This window comes from Phytohabitans houttuyneae, assembly GCF_011764425.1.
Classification (GTDB): Bacteria; Actinomycetota; Actinomycetes; order Mycobacteriales; family Micromonosporaceae; genus Phytohabitans; species Phytohabitans houttuyneae.
The window spans coordinates 1,940,605-1,956,885 of sequence record NZ_BLPF01000002.1 but is presented as its reverse complement, the minus strand read 5'-3'; the positions used below and the strand labels follow the sequence as shown (position 1 = coordinate 1,956,885).

9 protein-coding genes are annotated in these 16,281 nt (G+C 71.9%); 1 reads left to right on the top strand and 8 read right to left on the bottom strand.

Annotation, left to right across the window (positions count from 1 at the left end; genetic code table 11):
* Together Phou_RS32045 and Phou_RS32040 are read right to left on the bottom strand one after the other, a co-directional pair.
* Entirely contained in the window at positions 1-3,696 is a 3,696-nt protein-coding gene (locus Phou_RS32045) for a S8 family peptidase (RefSeq protein WP_173063022.1), read from the bottom strand.
* 552 nt (positions 3,697-4,248) lie between these two features.
* Entirely contained in the window at positions 4,249-5,187 is a 939-nt protein-coding gene (locus tag Phou_RS32040) for a TolB family protein (RefSeq protein WP_173063020.1), read from the bottom strand.
* A gap of 82 nt (positions 5,188-5,269) precedes the next feature.
* Between Phou_RS32040 and Phou_RS32035 the strand changes: the two genes are divergently transcribed.
* A complete protein-coding gene (locus Phou_RS32035) occupies positions 5,270-5,581 on the top strand; it encodes an NIPSNAP family protein (protein ID WP_173063018.1) in 312 nt (103 codons plus the stop codon).
* A gap of 10 nt (positions 5,582-5,591) precedes the next feature.
* Here the strand turns inward: Phou_RS32035 and Phou_RS32030 are convergent, their stop codons facing one another.
* The 6 genes from Phou_RS32030 to Phou_RS32010 all read right to left on the bottom strand — a co-directional run bounded on the left by Phou_RS32030 (position 5,592) and on the right by Phou_RS32010 (position 16,143).
* The gene (locus Phou_RS32030) at positions 5,592-6,476 is read right to left on the bottom strand and encodes an LLM class F420-dependent oxidoreductase (RefSeq protein ID WP_173063015.1); all 885 of its coding nucleotides are present in this window, start codon (positions 6,474-6,476) and stop codon (positions 5,592-5,594) included.
* Between the two features lie 18 nt (positions 6,477-6,494).
* Complete coding sequence (locus Phou_RS32025; protein WP_173063012.1) at positions 6,495-7,538, bottom strand: hypothetical protein; 1,044 nt, start codon at positions 7,536-7,538, stop codon at positions 6,495-6,497.
* A gap of 61 nt (positions 7,539-7,599) precedes the next feature.
* Complete coding sequence (locus Phou_RS55105) at positions 7,600-7,797, bottom strand: hypothetical protein (RefSeq protein WP_308784666.1); 198 nt, start codon at positions 7,795-7,797, stop codon at positions 7,600-7,602.
* A gap of 44 nt (positions 7,798-7,841) precedes the next feature.
* The gene (locus tag Phou_RS55100; protein ID WP_308784665.1) at positions 7,842-8,117 is read right to left on the bottom strand and encodes a hypothetical protein; all 276 of its coding nucleotides are present in this window, start codon (positions 8,115-8,117) and stop codon (positions 7,842-7,844) included.
* Positions 8,118-8,267: 150 nt separating this feature from the next.
* Positions 8,268-11,408: an OmpL47-type beta-barrel domain-containing protein gene (locus tag Phou_RS32015; RefSeq protein WP_246273992.1), complete on the bottom strand. Its 3,141-nt coding sequence runs from the start codon at positions 11,406-11,408 to the stop codon at positions 8,268-8,270.
* A 70-nt stretch (positions 11,409-11,478) separates the two neighbouring features.
* Complete coding sequence (locus tag Phou_RS32010) at positions 11,479-16,143, bottom strand: Ig-like domain-containing protein (protein WP_246273991.1); 4,665 nt, start codon at positions 16,141-16,143, stop codon at positions 11,479-11,481.
* Between the last annotated feature and the right edge of the window lie 138 nt (positions 16,144-16,281).

The following is a 16,281-nucleotide window of genomic DNA, read 5'->3' as shown; positions in this document are numbered from 1 at the left end:
CTACGACCCGATCGCGTACGCCCGCAGCACGGTCTGCACGACGGTGTTGCCGTCCGCGTCGGTGACCGACGCCCGGAGCGCGGCGTGCCCGCCCGCCGGGTGGTGCACCGTGGCCGTCCACCGTGGACCGGAGCGCCGCACCGTCGCCTCGTGCCAGGTGCGCCCGTCGTCGTAGGACACGTCCACGGTGAGCCGCCGCACCGAAACCCGCTCCGTGTCCTGCCGCTCGACGTACACCGGGATCGTGAACGACCGGCCGCCGGGCGCGCGGTTGCGCAGGTCGACCGCGGGGGCGAAGCGGGCGGCCAGCAGCGGCAGCTTCTCGCCCTCACCGGCCGCCGAGGAGCGGAACGTCCACGCCGCCGTCACGCTCGTCCACTGCGGCCACCAGTCAACCGACCGTTCGGTGTGCGCCACGAGCCGGTACCTGGCCGGCCCCGCGGGCACCTCGAACCTCGCCCGGTCCGGCACCGGCGCGGTCGACACGAGCGTGCCGTCGCGGTAGAGGCTGATCGACCCGGTGTCGGTGCCGTCCTCGCCGAACGGCACGCGTGGCCGCCCGGCGCCGTCGCCGTACAGCGGCAGGACCACGTCGATCGCGCCGCCGTCACGCCACGCCCACGGCCGCGCCCCGTCCTCCCGGGTCGCCGTGGCGCCGGCGAACGTGGGTCCGGCCACCGCCTTGTTCCAGGCGAGGCGGTACGTACGGCCGGCCGCCAGCTCCAGCGTGTCGTCCAGCGAGTCGCGCGGGCCCCAGTAGCCGTGCGCGTCGAGGTGCCAGGTGCCGGGGCTGAAGTACTCGACCCGCTCCTGCGGCGCCCGCACCGGCATCGACCAGCCGCCGCCGAGGCTCGTGCCGAAGAAGTCGACCCTCGCCGCCACGTAGCGCACCGAGTCGGCGACGTTGTCGTGGTACGCCGTCCGCACCGCGGCCAGGTCCCGCGTGCGCGGGCGGTGCACCTGCGCGCCGGTCACCTGTCCCAGCACCCCGTAGGCCAGCTCGTAGCGGTGCTCGGGCATCGGGCGGCTGGCGTACCGCACCGTGGCGCCGCCGGCCTTGGCCAGCGCGGCGAGCCGTGCGGCGGTCGGGCCGAAGCCGCGCAGCGTGGGCAGTGCCGGCGCCGGCTCCTCGTCCGCGCGCCGGGCGAGGGCGGCCGGGGCGGTCTCCTCCAGCACGTTGACCATGGCCATCCGCGCACCGGCGTCCCGGATGTACCCGGTGCGCCGGTACACCTCCTCGTACGAGGTGTCGCCGGAGAGTTCGAACAGCACCAGCTTGCCCTTCGCGTCGACTTTCGCCAGGTCCTCGGGTGTGCCCTGTCCGCCGAAGACGACCGGCAGGGTGGCCGACTCCCGCGGGGTGGGTGACCCGCTCAGCCACCCGGTGGCGACCTCGAAGGACTGGCCGTCGTCGGCGAACAGCTCCAGCTCCGGTGCCGTCGCCCGCCGGGACTGTCCAAAGGCGAACGTCGTGGAGCTGGTGCCCGGCACCGTCGCGGCGTACGCCGGGTGGAAGCGCGGGTCCAGCCCGCTCTGGATGCCGAACGTGCAGGCGCAGTCGGCGATCCGGCTCATGACCTGCACGTAGTGGTCGCCGCCGCGCGCGGCCGGGTTGTCCACGGTGACCGACACCGGCTGGCCGAGCCGGGCGTCGAAGGTCTGCGCGACGTCCCGGTCGAGGTGCAGCTCGGGGTGGCTGATGAAGCTGTACTCCGGCTCCTGCCCCGCCCGCGGCGTCTCGATCGTCGTGTGCACCGCGTACCGCCCGGCGGGCAGGCGCACCGTCCCGGACAGCCCCCAGTAGAAGAAGTCGCTGTCGTCGAGGTTGTAGATGGTGACGCTGGGGTAGTCGCCTTCCCGCGGCGCCCGCCCGTCGCGGTCCAGGAGCGCGACCGTGAGGTCGAACATGCGGTCCTCCTGCGACACCGAGACGGCGGTGCGGGTGGCGACCGCCGCGCCGGTGGCCTCGATGACCCCGCCGTACGTGCCCGGCGCACCGTCCACAGCGGACATCGTCACGTCCACTGTGGCGGTACCGCCGGCCGGCACCGTCACGCTGTGCGCCGACAGCGCGAGCATCCCTTCCGGCGCCGGCTCGCCGTCGCGGCGGGTGAGCGCGCCGGACAGCGCCAGCGTGACCGGGCTCGCGCCGGTGTTGCGCCAGGTGATGGCCTGCGTGCGGGCCGCGCCCTGGTTGGGCCACCGCAGGTAGGTGGAGAGGCTGCCGGTCGCGGTGACCGCCTGCCCGGTCGCCCGGCCGGCGTCCACCCGCCCGGTGCCGACCGCGTACGGGCCGGCGCCCGCCACCTCGACGGCGGTGCTCATCAGCCCGTCCTTCAGCTCGGCCGGTGTCCACTGGGGATGGAGCTGGGCCAGCAGGGCGGCCGAGCCGGCGACGTGCGGCGCGGCCATCGAGGTGCCGTCCACCCGCTGGTACGCCTCGCCCACCGGCTCCCCCAGCGGCGGCACGCCCGCCGGCGCGGCCGCGACGATCCCCTCGCCCGGCGCCGCCAGGTCCGGCTTGACCGCGCCGTCGCCGGGGCGCGGGCCGCGGTTGGAGAAGTCGCTCCGCACGTCGGCCTTGCTCACGCTGCCGACGGCGAGGGCCTCCGTGGCGACCGCGGGCGTGGAGACCCACTCGTCCGCGCCGTCGTTGCCCGCCGCGGCCACGAAGAGCGTGCCGTGCGCGCGGGTGAGCGCGCCGACCGCCACCGAGAGGGGGTCGGTGCCGTCACTGCCGTACCCGCCCAGGCTCATGTTGACCACGTCGGCGCCGGCTTCGGCGGCCGCCCACTGCATGCCCGCGATGATCGCGTCGAACGACCCGTTGCCGTCGTCGTCGAGCACCTTGCCCACCGCGAGCGTCGCGTCCGGCGCCACGCCCCTGTACCGCCCGCCGGACGCGGCACCCGACCCCGCGACGGTCGACGCGACGTGGGTGCCGTGCCCGTTGCCGTCCTCGACACTGCCCTTGCCGGAGAAGTCGCGGGAGACGGCCACCTTCCCCGCCAGGTCCGGGTGATCGGTGTCGACGCCGGTGTCCAGCACCGCGACCCGCACACCCTTGCCGGTCAGCCCGCGCTGCCAGGCGGCCGGCGCCCCGATCCGCGCGACGCTCTCGTCCAATGTGGCCGCCGCCCTCGCGTTCAGCCACACCCGCCGCACGCCGCCCCCAGACAGATCTCGCCACACGCCGCCCACGCCGGCCTTGCCCGCGTCCAGCGCCGCCATCCGCACGCCGGGCAGGCTGCGGCGCACCGCCACCCCGTCCGGCGCCGCCCGCCGCGCCGCGGCCCCGTCCGTGTACTCGACGAGCAGCGGCAGGCTGGCCACCCGCGCGTCGTCAAAACCCTGACGCACCAACCCGGTCACGTTGAACAGCTGCCAGTCAAGCGTGCCCGCCCGCACCGCCGCGGCCGCGTCGGAAGGCAGCACATACCGGTCGCCGCGCCGCGTGAACTGCTGAAACTGCGCCGCCCGCGCCCGCGGCGCCGGCTCCACCCGCACGTCCGCCCGGCCACCGGCAGCCGGCACCAGCACCCGGTCGCCGGTGACCAGCGTGACCCACGCCCCGCCCGGCCCGCTCCGACCGTACGATGTGGACCCGGCATGGCCGGCCGGCGCCACGGCCACCACCGCACCGGCGGCCGCCAGCACCGCGCTCAGCACGCCCGCGACGTACGCACGTCTTCTCATCGACTCTCCCCGATTTCGACAACACTCCATTCCTACTTGTCCGGGGCGAGCCTTCACGTTCCCTTTTTTGAGCTACCGCGACGTCCGCCGTGGTCCGGACCGTTGCTCCCGCGGCCTCACCGTCCGCGGTCGGCCAACTCAGCCCGGGAGCCCGCTCCGGCAGATCTTGGCAAGTTAGCGTCGAAATATCGCGCTAACTCACCAAGATCTCGACTGCGGCGCCACTTGCGTCCGCCGGATGGTCACTGACGGTGGTAGAGCCCTCCACGACGGCGCCGCATCGTGGGCGGACTCGGCGCCGCGGTGCGTGACTGTCGATCGGGAGCAGCCCGGGCAACGGTCCGGACCACGGCGGACGTCGCGGCAGCACCGAGCCGGCGGGGTGACGGGCTCGACTTGGCGGCAGATCGTGGTACGCACCCGCCCCGACAGCGGCGGATCCGTACCACGATCTGTTGGTTCCGCGCGGACGGTGAGACTGGGGAAGCCTCCCGCAGATCCCGGCGTTGACCGGATCGGTCTGGGGGTTCGCGCGGAGGGGGACGCCGGGGGTCAGGTTCGTTGCCAGTCGGGGGACTCGTCGGTGGCCGCGCCGAAGGTGATCTGGGTGTTGAGCGTGCCGTCGGGCTTGATGATGTAGATGTGGCCCCACGCCTCGTCGTCGTCGAGGTGGACGTAAGCGATCCGCTTGCCGTCCGGTGACCAGGCCGGCATCGTGTGGTGGGCGTCGGTGCCGGGCATCGGCGCTGTCACCAGCGTCAGGCCGGCGCCCGTGGCGTCCACGCGGTGAATGGCGCCGCCGCTGCCGCTGCCGACCACGAAGCGGCTGAAGGCGAGCTGGCCGCTGTCCGGCGACCAGTCCGGCCACCCGTCGTACGTGCCGGCGACCTGCGGGGTGATCGCGGTCAGAACCAGGGACTTGAGGTCCAGCGAGACGAGGAAGCTGCCGGCACCGGCCGGGAGCTCGCGGCTGAAGACGATGCGGGTGCCGTCCGGCGACCACACGGGCCGGCGCTCGCTGATGCCCGCCGTCGCCGTGAGGGCCGCGAAGCCGCCGCCGGCGTCGGTGCGTACGCAGATGTCGGTCTCGGTGGTCAGCGGCACCCAGCATTCGTAGACCAGCCACTTGCCGTCCGGCGACCAGTCGGGCCGGCCCGCGGTCCCGCTGCCGGGCACCACCGCGAGGCCGGCGCCGTTCGCCTTCATGATCCAGAGCTGGTCCGGGCCGGCGTTGGCGCGGCGGAACGCGATCCGGCTGCCGTCCGGCGACCAGGCCGGGTCGCGGTCCTCGACCAGCGGCGAGGCGGTCAGGTTGGTGTCGGCGGCGCCCGTGCGGGTCATGGAGCGGATCTCGCCGAGCGGGTTGACGGCGTCGAAGCGCTCGAAGGCGATCAGGCCGTTGCGGCCTGGAAACGCCGCCGATGCCGGGGCGGCCGGAAGCGCGGCCAGGACGGCCAGCGTGACGAGGCAGAGCGCGAGCGGTCGTTTCATGGACGGCACCGTAGGCGACCGGAACCAGCCCAATACCGGACAGACAACCACGCGCGCCGATACCCGACAGTAGGGTGGCGTGGTGATCACCTGCGTCGTGGAGTACGTCATCGACCCGGCGAAGACGGCCGACTTCGAGCGGTTCGCCCGGCGGTGGATGGAGCTTGTCGACCGGCACGGCGGGACCCACCACGGGTACTTCCTGCCGTCCGAAGGGGCCAGCGACAAGGCGCTGGCCCTGTTCAGCTTCCCCAGCCTCGCGGCCTACGAGGTGTACCGGACGCGGTTCGGCGTGGACCCGGACTTCGTCGCCGCGGACCGGATCCGGGAGGACAGCGGCTGCGTGCTGCGCTACGAGCGCACGTTCATGCGGCCGCTGCTGCCGGAGCGCTGACCCGCCGGCCTCAGAGCTTGGCCGGCTCGATCTGCGACAGCGGCTCCTTCACCGTCTCCACCACGCGGGCCACGAAGCCGACCGGGTCGGGCTGGGGTGCGCGCATGTGCAGGTGGCGCACGCCGAGCGCGGCCAGGGCCTCGGCCCGGCGCAGGAAGCCGTCGCGGTCCTCGATCGGGTCGACGCGGTTCTGCACGGTGATGCGGATGTCGCCGATGTCGCGGCCTTCGCGGTCGCAGTGGCGGCGCAGCACCTCAATCTTGTGGCGGACCTCGTCGACCTCGGCGGTGGTCAGGTTGCAGGCGTCCGCGTACCTCGCCACCAGCCGCAGCGTCTTCTTCTCGCCGTTGCCGCCGATGAGGATCGGCGGGCGGGGGCGGCGCAGCGGCCGGGGACGGTTGAGGGTCTCGGCGAGCGTGTAGTGCCGCCCCTGGTACGCGCCGTCGTTGTCGCTCCACATCTGCAGGCAGATCTGGATCGCCTCCTCGAGCCGCTCGAAGCGCTCGGCCAGCGGCGGGTACGGCACGCCGAGACCGAGGTGCTCGCGCTCGTACCAGGCGGCGCCGATGCCGAGGATCGCCCGGCCGCCGGAGAGCGCGTCGAGGGTGGTCACGGTCTTGGCGAGCAGGCCCGGATGGCGGTACGTCACGCCGGTCACCAGCGTGGCCAGCTCGACGCGCGAGGTGTGCGCGGCGACGAAGGCGAGCGCGGAGTACCCCTCGAGCATGGGGTTTTCGGCCGGCCACACCTGTTCCATCTGGAAGAAGTGGTCCATGACCGTGAAGAGCGCGAACCCGCCCTCGTCGGCCGCCTTGGCGGTCTGCGCCAGCAGCGGTGCGATGACCGCGTCGCCGCCGGGGTTGGTGAAGTTCAGGAAATGGATGCCTACGTCCACGCCGCCACCCTAGCGTGATCAGCGTTCGGCGAGGGTGGACTCGCGGGCCTCGGCCCGGCCCTCGTCGCGGGCGCGGGCGAGCAGCGCGGCGAGCCTGCGCCGGCGGCGCCGCACCGCGGCCCGGGCGGTCAGGGCGAGCGCGGCGAGCAGCGCGAGCAGGACGAGCTGCGGCCCGGGCAGCGTCCACACCGTCACGGTCGCCTCGGCCGGCCGGATCTGCGCGCCGCTGGTGTCGCCGTCGAGGACGGCCGGGGTCAGCACCACTGTCGTCCTGAGCGGTCCCAGCGCCCACACCCCGTCGACCGTGACGTCGACCTCCCGGCTGCCGCCCGGCAGGCTCTGCGCGACCTCCGCGCCGGTGCGGTGCTCGACCGCGCCGAAAAGCTCGCCGGTGGTCACCGTCGCGGCGCCGGTCGCGCCGACGCTGCCGTCGTTGGTCGCCGTGTAGCGGACCCGGACGCTGCCGGCCGAGAACGGGTTCCAGGAGCGCCGGTACGTGGTGGTGAGCCCGTCGACCGCCAGCGAGGCCGTGATCGTGCCGCTGACCCGCATCATGACCCGGAAGCCGACCCGGCTCTCGACCGCGACCGTGCCTCCGGTCGCGGTGACCGTGGCCGCGATGCCGGCGGGGTGGTCGCCGGGCCGGGCGTCCCGCGGCACGGTGATGGTGAACGGCACGACCGCCGTGCCCTTCGCGGGCACCGTCACCGTGTCGCGGACCTCGATCCAGGTGCCGCCGTCCACCGACTTCTGGTTGGACGGGAGCATGTTGAAGCGGCCCTTGTCGGTCAGGTAGCCGTCGGCCGCCTTGAGCGCGAAGACCGTGGGCCGGTCGCTGAAGTTGCGCACCGCCAGGCGCTCGGTGACGACCTGGCCGGGGTCGAGCGTGCGCTCGATCCAGCGGCGGCCGTCCGGGCCGCGCTCGTCGGCCGGCTGCACTGCCCAGGTCACCGCGGGCGTGCCCGGCGTCGGCTCCGCCGTGGCGACACCGGGTGCGAGCGGCACGGCGACGAGCACCGCGGCCAGCGCGGCGGCCAGCCGGGGCAGCAGGCTTCGGTTCATGGCGGGTCCTCCGTGCCGGGGGTGGTGGAGGGCCGCGTCGCCGCGGCCCTCCACCGGTGCGTCATTCGAACAGGGACAGGGTCAGCGTCGACGTGTACGAGCCCGCCGCGACATCCGCCGGAGCCCGCAGGAACAGGTTGGCGTTGACCGAGTACGAGTCACCGGCGACAGCCTCGGAGTCGAACGTCGACACCAGCAACTCCTGATCGACCAGACCGACATTGTTCCCCGGCTGCGTCGGCTCGTCGAGAACCGTCACCACCTCCTCACCCTCGGTCACCAACCCGGTGTCACCGCCATCGATCAGGTTCGGCGCCCAACCCAGATGACCAGCACTGATCGCCGGCTGCCCCCATCACCCGCGAAGTCCGTCGCACTGCCCAGCACGGCCCACGCCGCACCCTCCGGCACCTCCTCCGCGATCCGCGTGTCGGTGACCGTGACCGTCGGCAACGTACCGACGAACTGCCGGACCAGCAGCGTCGAACCATCCTCGGCCAACGCCACCGAGTCACCCGCGATCGACATCGCCAGCACACCCGGCTCCCGGATCTCCTCGATGTCCACCGTGACCCGCACATCGTCACTGTCCCCGGCGCCGCCACCGCCGGCGACGCCAGCGCGAGCGGCCCGGCCAGTACCGCCGCCGCGGCACCCGCCGCGACGAGCCTTCTGCGTCTTCTGCTCATGTGATGCTCCGTTGCCTTTCGTTTGGTGGGTTTGGTGCGATCAGGCGCAGGCCACGCCGGCGTGTTCTTCGGTGTGGACAGTCGTCACCTCCCATCCCATGAAGCCCGTCGGAATGGGACCAGGCAAGCGTTCTCTGTCGTCCACGGTCCCGGTGGCCCGGACGGTGACCGGGCCGGCCGCGACCGATGCGGTGCGCGTGGCGAACGACTGGTAGGCGTTGGCGCCCGGCGCGACGCTCGCGAACGTGCGGTCGCCGTACGCCGTCTCGAAGATGATCTTCACCGGCGCGTCGTGGTCGTTGCGAGCATGCACGGCGACGTACGCCTTGCCGGCGACGCATCGCGCCTGGACGGTGACCGTGACCGGCACGACCACGGGCTGGGTGCCCGGGTCGGCGGCGAAGACCCGCCATTCGGTGATCGCGACCGCCGAGTTGGTGGTGCCGTTGCCGTTCGCCTGGATCGTCGCCCGCACGCGCGGCGTGGTGACCGGCGTGAAGGTGACGGTGTTGAACGCGGTCGTGCTCGTGCCGTACGGGGACGCGCCCGGCACGTCACGCCACGCCGAGGCGGCCTCGTCCCAGTACTGCAGCACCCAGGAGTCGGGCTCGGCGACGCCGTCACCGGTGCCCTGGTTGGAGTCGCGCCAGAACTTCAGCTCCGTACCCGTGATCCGCACCGGGCGGGACCAGTCGTACTGGACCCACTGGCTCTCCGGGCGGCTGCCGGACCAGGTGCCCCAGATCTGCGCCTGGCTCGGGCTGGCCGGGTCGGCACCGTCGTTGAGCGCGGTGACGCTGTTCCAGCCGGCCGTGTACGACGCCGTCGGCGTGCCGATCGGCCCGATGTTGCCGGTGAGCGGGCCGGACAGGTCCGCCGGGATGGTCGCCGACCTGGCGGTCTCGGAGTTACCGGCGGTGTCGGTCGCGCGGAACGACACCGTGTGCCGGTTGGCGTCGGGCGCCGCGACCGGGCCGGTGTACGCGGTCCACGCGCCCGTGTCGATCGCGTACTCGATCCGCGCCACCCCGGAGGTCGCGTCGGTCGAGGTCACCGTGACCGCGCGGGTGGTGCCGTCGACGGCCGCCGTGCTGGCCGGCGCGGTGGCGTCGATCCGCACGGCGAGGCTCGCCGGCACGGAGACGTTGCCCGCGCGGTCGGTCGCGGTCGCGGTGACGGCGTGCTGGCCGTCGCCGGTGACGGTGACGTCGGTGTACCGCACGTCGGTCGCCACCACCGGCTGACCGCCGTCCACCGTGGACTCGATCCTCAGCCGGCCGCCGCGGTCGTCGACGCCCGCGGCGCGCACCCGCACCGCGGACCGGTACCAGCCGGCGCTGCCCGCGCTGCCGCTCGGCGTGAGCGTCAGCACCGGCGCGGTCACGTCGCCCTCGGTGTCGCCGGGCGAGATGACCCGGACCTCCGCCGAGACGCGGCCCGCGGCGTACCCGAGCACGGTGCCCCGCACCGTGAACGTGCCGGGTGCGGCGACCTGCTCCTCGGTCACCGGGTCCCAGAAGACCGGCACCTGCAGGGTCTGCCCGCCGAACGTCGCGGCGACGGTGCCGGGCAGCTCCCGCTCCCCCACCTCGACCGTCATGGCCGGCGGGGTGACCGCGTCCGGCTGCGCCGCGAGGACCTTCCACTCCTCGACCGCCACCGCCGAGTACGTGCTGCCGTTGGTGGAGGCGTCGAATGTCGCCCGCACCTGCGTCGTGGTCACCGGGTCGAACGTGGTGTTCTGGAAGCCCTGCGTGCCCGTCGGGTACCCGCTGGCGTTGGGCACGTCGACCCACTGTCCACTGTCGAGGTTCCAGTACTGGATCCTCCAGCGGGCCGGTGCCGCGACGCCGACGCCGGTGCCCTGCGGCTGGTCGTTCCAGAACTCGATCTGCGAACCGGAGACCCGCATCGGCTGGTCCCACGTGTACTGCGCCCACTGCTGCGGCGGGTTGCTGCCGGTCCAGGTGCCCCACATGTCGGGCGGGAGCGGGTTGGACCGGACGATCTCGTCGTTCAGCGCCTTGATCCAGTACTGCGTGGGCACCGGCTCGTTGGAGACGGTGGCCCTGGCCTCCTGGGCGATGTTCGGCCGCGGCGTGAGGTCGCGCCCCTTGGCCGGCGTCGGCGTGACGAGCTTGATCCGCGGCGGCGTCAGGGTGTCGTCCCACTCGACCTTGTCGATCGCCACGGAACGGCGGAAGTGGCCCCCGCCCACCGCGTCGGCCGTGTGGTACGCGATGTACCACTGGCCGTTGAACGGAAGGATGCCCGGGTGGCTCGTCGTCGAGGAGACCGGCCGCAGGATCGTGCCCCGGTAGGTCCACGGTCCCTCGGGCGCCGCCGCCGTCGCGTACGCGATGCACGCGTGGTAGTTCGCCGGTGTGCACTGCGAGGTCGGTCCGGCGTTGTTGCCGGCGTACGCCATGTAGTAGGTGGCGCCCCGCTTGAAGATCCAGGCCGCCTCGAAGAAGCCGGTCAGCCCGGTGACGGTGCGCTGGGTGCCCACCGGGGTCTTCATGTCGGCCTGGAACTCCAGCATCCGCAGGTTGCCGAACGAGCCCCACCACACGAAGACCCGCTGCCCCTCGACGAGGATCGTCGGGTCGATGTTGTGGATGGTGTTGGTCGCCGGCACCCGCTGGGAGATGACCGGTCCGCCGGCGTGGTCGGTCCACGGGCCGGTCGGGCTGTCCGAGACGGCGACCCCGATGGCGAACTTGTCCGAGGCCGGGCTCTCCCGCTCGTTGATCGGTACGTACCAGTAGTAGCGCCCGTCGACGCCGCGGACCACCTGGCCGGCGTACGCGCGTCCCGCCGTGGCCCAGGCGAAGACCTGCTCCGGGCGCATCAGCGAGGGATGGTGCGTCCACTGTCCAGCCTGGACGTCGGTGGTGCGGAACGCGCCCCACTCGTTCATGATGAAGTCGTTTGTGGAGGGTCCGGCCTCGTCGTGGCCGGTGTAGATGTAGAGCTCGTCCTTGTCGCCCGGGTTGCCGGGCGCGCCGGCCGGCACGACCAGCGGCGCCGGGTCGGCCGAGTAGTAGCTGCCGTCGCCGAGGATCGGGTTCGTGGTGTTCGTGAACGTGTACGGGTCCGCGGCGTAGGCCGGTGCCGGGAGCCCGACCAGCGCGCCGGCGAGGAGCCCGGCGGCCGCCACGCGGCTCACAAAGGTCTTCACGGTGCAGTCTCCTGCCTTCGGGGTGGGGAAGGTGGCGGCGCCGTCGCCGGCGCCGCCACCCCCGAAAGGGTCAGCCGCAGTTGAGTGCGCCGAACTGCGCGGGGATCTGCGCCGTGACCGGCTGGCCGTTGACGGTTCCGGTGACCTTCACCGTCGCGGTACCGGCCGGCACCGTCCTGAGCCGGGTGTTGAACGCCTGGTAGGCGGACTTGCCCGGGGCGACGTTGTCCACCTTGCGGGTGCCGTACGGCGTGACCAGCTCGATCGTGAGCGGGACGGTCTCGTCGTTGCGGGCGTTGACCGCGAGGTACACGTTCGTGCCCGTGCACTGGGTGCGCGCCGTGACCGTGACGTCCCACGCCGGGGTCTCCGGCGGGTCGCCCACGGTGAGCGTCAGCGTGGTCTGCGTGGTGCCGGCCTCGCTGACGTAGTCGGGCAGGATGAGGTTGCCGATGACGGTGTACCGGCCTTCGGTGTCCACGACGCTCTCGTCGAACTGCCAGTCGACGCCGATGGCCTGGTTGTCCCGCGACCCGTCGTTGTACGAGACCTCCACCCTGTCCGGCAGGTACGGCAGCTCGCCGACCTCGACCTTCTGCGTGAAGCTCTCGGCGCCCTGGATGGAGATGCCGTCCTGCGCCGTCTCCGGCCGCACGTAGACGCGCGCCTCGGCGATCAGCCCGTACGCGTCGTTCGTGCCGTAGACCACGAACGGGTCGGTGTTGACCTCGGCCACCATCTCCGGCGTGATCTGCTGCCAGTTGAACGCGACCTTGCCCCGCTCGCCGCTGGCGTAGACGCCGTCGAGCTCGGCCGGCAGCGCCGGCACCTCGCCGACCGTGGTCCGGATCAGCACCGGCGAGCGGACCGAGTCGACGGTCTCGCCGTTGGCCCGCCAGCGCAGCACGCCCGTGCCCGCGCCGCCGGCCATCAGGCCGAAGATGCGGACGCGCAGGTGCGTGGTCGTGATCGGTTCGAAGGTGAGGCGGTTGTACGCGTTGGTGGCGAGGCCGTCGGCGTACGTCGAGCCGCCGGCGAGGGTGACCGGGGTCCAGGTGGTGCCGTCGTTCGAGGACTCGATCACGTACGTCGTGGCCGTGGGCCGCCGGGTGCCGCCGTTGTCGTCGTACCAGTAGATGTCCGTCGACGACAGCCGCACCGGCGCGGTCCACCTGTACTGGATCCACGCCTGCCGCTCGAGGCTGCTGCCGTTCTGCGGCAGGTTCCAGTTGCCCCAGCCGTTGCCGGCCCCCGGGTTGGAGCTGCTCGGCGTCGTCGGCTCGCTGACCCGCTGGTGGTTTTCCCACGCCACGGTGCCGCTGGTGCTGATCGCCGCGGACGAGCCGAACTCGGCCGTGACCTCCTTCTCGGCGAGCGTCACGGACACCGTCGCCTCGGTCCGCTTCTCGCCGTCGTTTGCGAAGAACCGGAACACGTAGTCGCCGGCGACCGTGCCGGTCACCCGGGTCGTGAGCGCGTCCTGGTCGGCGAAGATGACGCCCGCGTTCGCCGGCTTGGAGACGGTCTCCCAGCCGTAGGTGAGCTCGCTGTCGTACGGCACGCCGTCGTCGGCGGCCGTGCCGACCAGCCGGGTGGACAGGTTGCCGTCCTGCGAGCCGTCGCGGACGGCGGTGACGACCGGCGCCTGGTTGGAGACCGGCGGTACGTCGCGACCCGAGTTGAACACCTGGATCTCGGAGATCGCGGTGAAGAACGTCGGGTTGTTCGTGAACGCGACGCGCACCTTGTTCGAGGTGACCGGCCCGAAGAGCGCCTCGTTGAACTTCGCCGCCGGAACGGTCGGGTTCTTGAACTGGCCCGGCACCTCCTTCCAGCCGCCGCTGCCGTCCGGCACCTGGATCCACCAGCGCGCCGGCTCGCGGTAGCCGCCGGCCTGCCGGTCGCTGACGAACGTCACCTTCACGTTGTCGAAGGACCTGGCCGAGCCCAGGTCGAGCTCGACGTAGCCGTTCTTGTCCGCGGTGCCGTAGTTGCCCCAGTAGGGCTCGTTGGCGGTGACGCCGTCGGTCACGGCGGCCAGCGCGACCGGGCGTTCGGTCTCCTTGATGGCGCCCGGCGTGTAGTTCATCGCGGTGCTGCTGTTGCCCGGCGTGTGGAACAGCCGCCACGGCGTCGGCCGCACGCCCTGCTGGGTGTAGGACGAGCTGAGGGCGGCGCCCTTGGCCAGGTTCGGCGCGTCCTCGGTCAGGTCGATGCCGGCCGTCTTGAGGTACGACACGACGCGGTCGTCCTGGATCGGGGTGTCCACCGCGCTCGGGAAGTCGCTGCCGGTCGCGGCGGTGAAGGTGACGGTGAGCCCGCTCTCGGCCTGGACCTGGTTGGTCTTCGGGTCGTAGGTGAGCTTGCCGAGCTTGTCGGTGGTGACCTTCTTCTGGCCGTTGACGAACAGGCTGTAGCCCGCGCCGAGGCCGTACTTCGTGCCGTCCGGGTCCCAGACGATGGTCACGTCCTGGCCGTGGTAGCGCAGGTTGTTGGCCATGAAGTGGTCGTACCCGAACGTGATCGGCCAGAGCTCGATCTTGTCATCGGAACGCGGCTGGATGCCGGCCATGTCCTCGATGAAGATGTAGTTCATGTTGCCGAGCATCACGTGGTTCGGGTTGTTGCGGTTGTAGGTCTTCGCCGTCGGGTTCCAGTTGGAGTAGTACTCCGCCTGGTTCGGCGCGCGCAGGTCCGCGTTCGGGTAGATGCTCCAGGCCATCCAGTCCAGCAGGCGCTTGGCGTAGGCCGGGTTGATGTACTTCTGCTCGGGGTCGTAGTGGCGCAGCGCCGAGCGGACACCGCGGTACTGCACGGTGAAGTTGATGTTCGAGAAGTTGTTCGACCCGCCGATCCCGTAGGCGGCCCGGTCGTACTGGTTGGCCGTGTAGAACGGGAAGATCGGGAAGTTGTCGCCGTAGGTCAGGAAGCGGAAGCCGTCGACGTACGTCTGCCACTGGTCGAACGGGATGAGGTTCTGGGCGTAGACGTCGTAGAGGTTCGACTCCTTCGACGGGATCAGCGTGCGGGCCGACTCCGGCAGCGGGTTGGCCCGGCCGTTGGAGGTCGCCGCGCTGGTGGCGCCGTGCGAGGTGCCGGCGAGGAACATCCGCGTGTCCGGGCTCCACAGGCGGCCGAGGACCGCGTCGCGGATGCCGTTGGCGCTGGCGGCCATCTGGTCCACCTTGGCCTGCTCGGCGCCGCCGATCTGGTACAGCTGGCGGGCGGCGTCGAACGCGCCCCACACGTACGCCGACTCCGGGCGCTCGATGGTCCGCGCGCCGGGCGCGCCGGCGTTGGCCTTCGGGAAGCCGAAGGTGATGGCGTCGGCGTCGTTGCCCGGCATGTAGTTGGTGTCGTACGCGATGAGCTTGTCGTTGTTGCCGTCGTAGTGCTCGAGCTGGCCGGCGCCGTCGCCCTCGAAGTAGTGGGCGAACTTGCTGGCGACGTCCTTGCCGCCGCCGTGCACGTTGTACGCCTCGAGCCCGGCCGTGCCGATGTACTGCGAGTAGTGGTTGTTCCAGCTGGTGTGGCCGGGGCTGTCCAGGAACGCCGAGGAGCCGGAGAGCTCGCCGATGTTGAGGATCTGCCCGTACGGCAGGTACGGCGTGCGCAGCCACTTGGTGTCCTGCAGGTGCATCGGCTGGGTCAGCGCCACGGAGTTCTGGTAGAGGTTCACCCCCTCGATCGTCGTGGGGTACTGGTAGGCGTAGCCGGAGGCGTTGGCGTCGAGGCTGTTGTAGCGCTCGCCCCACCAGCGGTAGACGATCGCCTTCTCCAGCGCCGGGTCGGGCACGTCGATGTACGGCACGTCCTGCGCCCACTGGCGGTTGAACGCCGTGATGCCGGTGCGCACCGCCTCGGCGGGCGGCAGCGCGGCGTACCGGTGGTACGCCTCGACGGTCCTGGGCAGCGTGGCCGAGGAGACCGCGCCCACGACCGACAGCGCGAGCGAGCCGCCGGCCGGCACGGTGACCTCGCGGTCGAGGTTGGTGCCGCTGCGGGTGAACCCGCTGCCGGTCAGGCTGGTCCGGATGGTGTCCCACGCGGTGTCGACGAGGCCGTTGTTGGCGCCGCTGGTGATGACCCGGGTGCCGGTCAGCTCGGCGCCGCCCTCGCCGGCCTGGGTGGCCAGCGGCGAGGCGGCGCGCACGGTGAAGGTGGCCGCGGAGCCGCCGGGGTTGTTGAAGGTGATCGCGGTGACCGCGACGTTGTCGTACGTGATGAACTTCGTCTGGTCCGCGGTGACGCCGGTGGTGCCGATCGTGTAGCGGCTCTTGGCGTGGCTCGGTGCGTTGAAGCGGTTGGCGTTCACTTCGGTGACCGTCTGCCCAGGAACGGTCACCGTGTAGAGGTTGCCGAGGTTGTTGGGGCCGCCCACGTAGGCGCTGCCCGCGAAGCCCATGACGGTGAAGTTGCTGTTGCTCGCGCCGCGCATGTAGAGGGAGCGCCCGCGGGTCATCAGGACGGCCGAGCCGATGGTGCCCGGCACGCCCAGGATCCGGTCGAGGTAGTAGTCGGTGCCGCCGGCCGCCAGGTCCTTGTCGAAGATGGACTGGTGCATGCTGCCGGCCGTGAAGGGTACGCCGGGGTTGAGCTGGTTGACGACGTCGCCGGTGTTGCTGTACGCCGGGTCTCCGATTTCCATCACGTGGCTGAGGCCGTCGGTGTATACCCCGACGTCGCCCTCGTTGCCGGGGAGGATGGGGCTGGCGGCGTTCGCGGGGGACGGCACACCGACAGCTCCTCCCACGACCAGCGCGGTTAGAGCGGCCCAGATGGGCGCTCTCCTCACGCGTCTCCGACTCATGGCGTTTCCTTCCTCATATTGGTGGTGGCGTGTAAGTCATCGATGAGGATTTTCGCGTGTGAG

Coding starts and splice junctions, on each gene's coding strand:
- Phou_RS32045 (WP_173063022.1), bottom strand. CDS start 3,696: ATGAGAAGACGTGCGTACGTCGCGGGCGTGCTGAGCGCGGTGCTGGCG.
- Phou_RS32040 (WP_173063020.1), bottom strand. CDS start 5,187: ATGAAACGACCGCTCGCGCTCTGCCTCGTCACGCTGGCCGTCCTGGCC.
- Phou_RS32025 (WP_173063012.1), bottom strand. CDS start 7,538: ATGAACCGAAGCCTGCTGCCCCGGCTGGCCGCCGCGCTGGCCGCGGTG.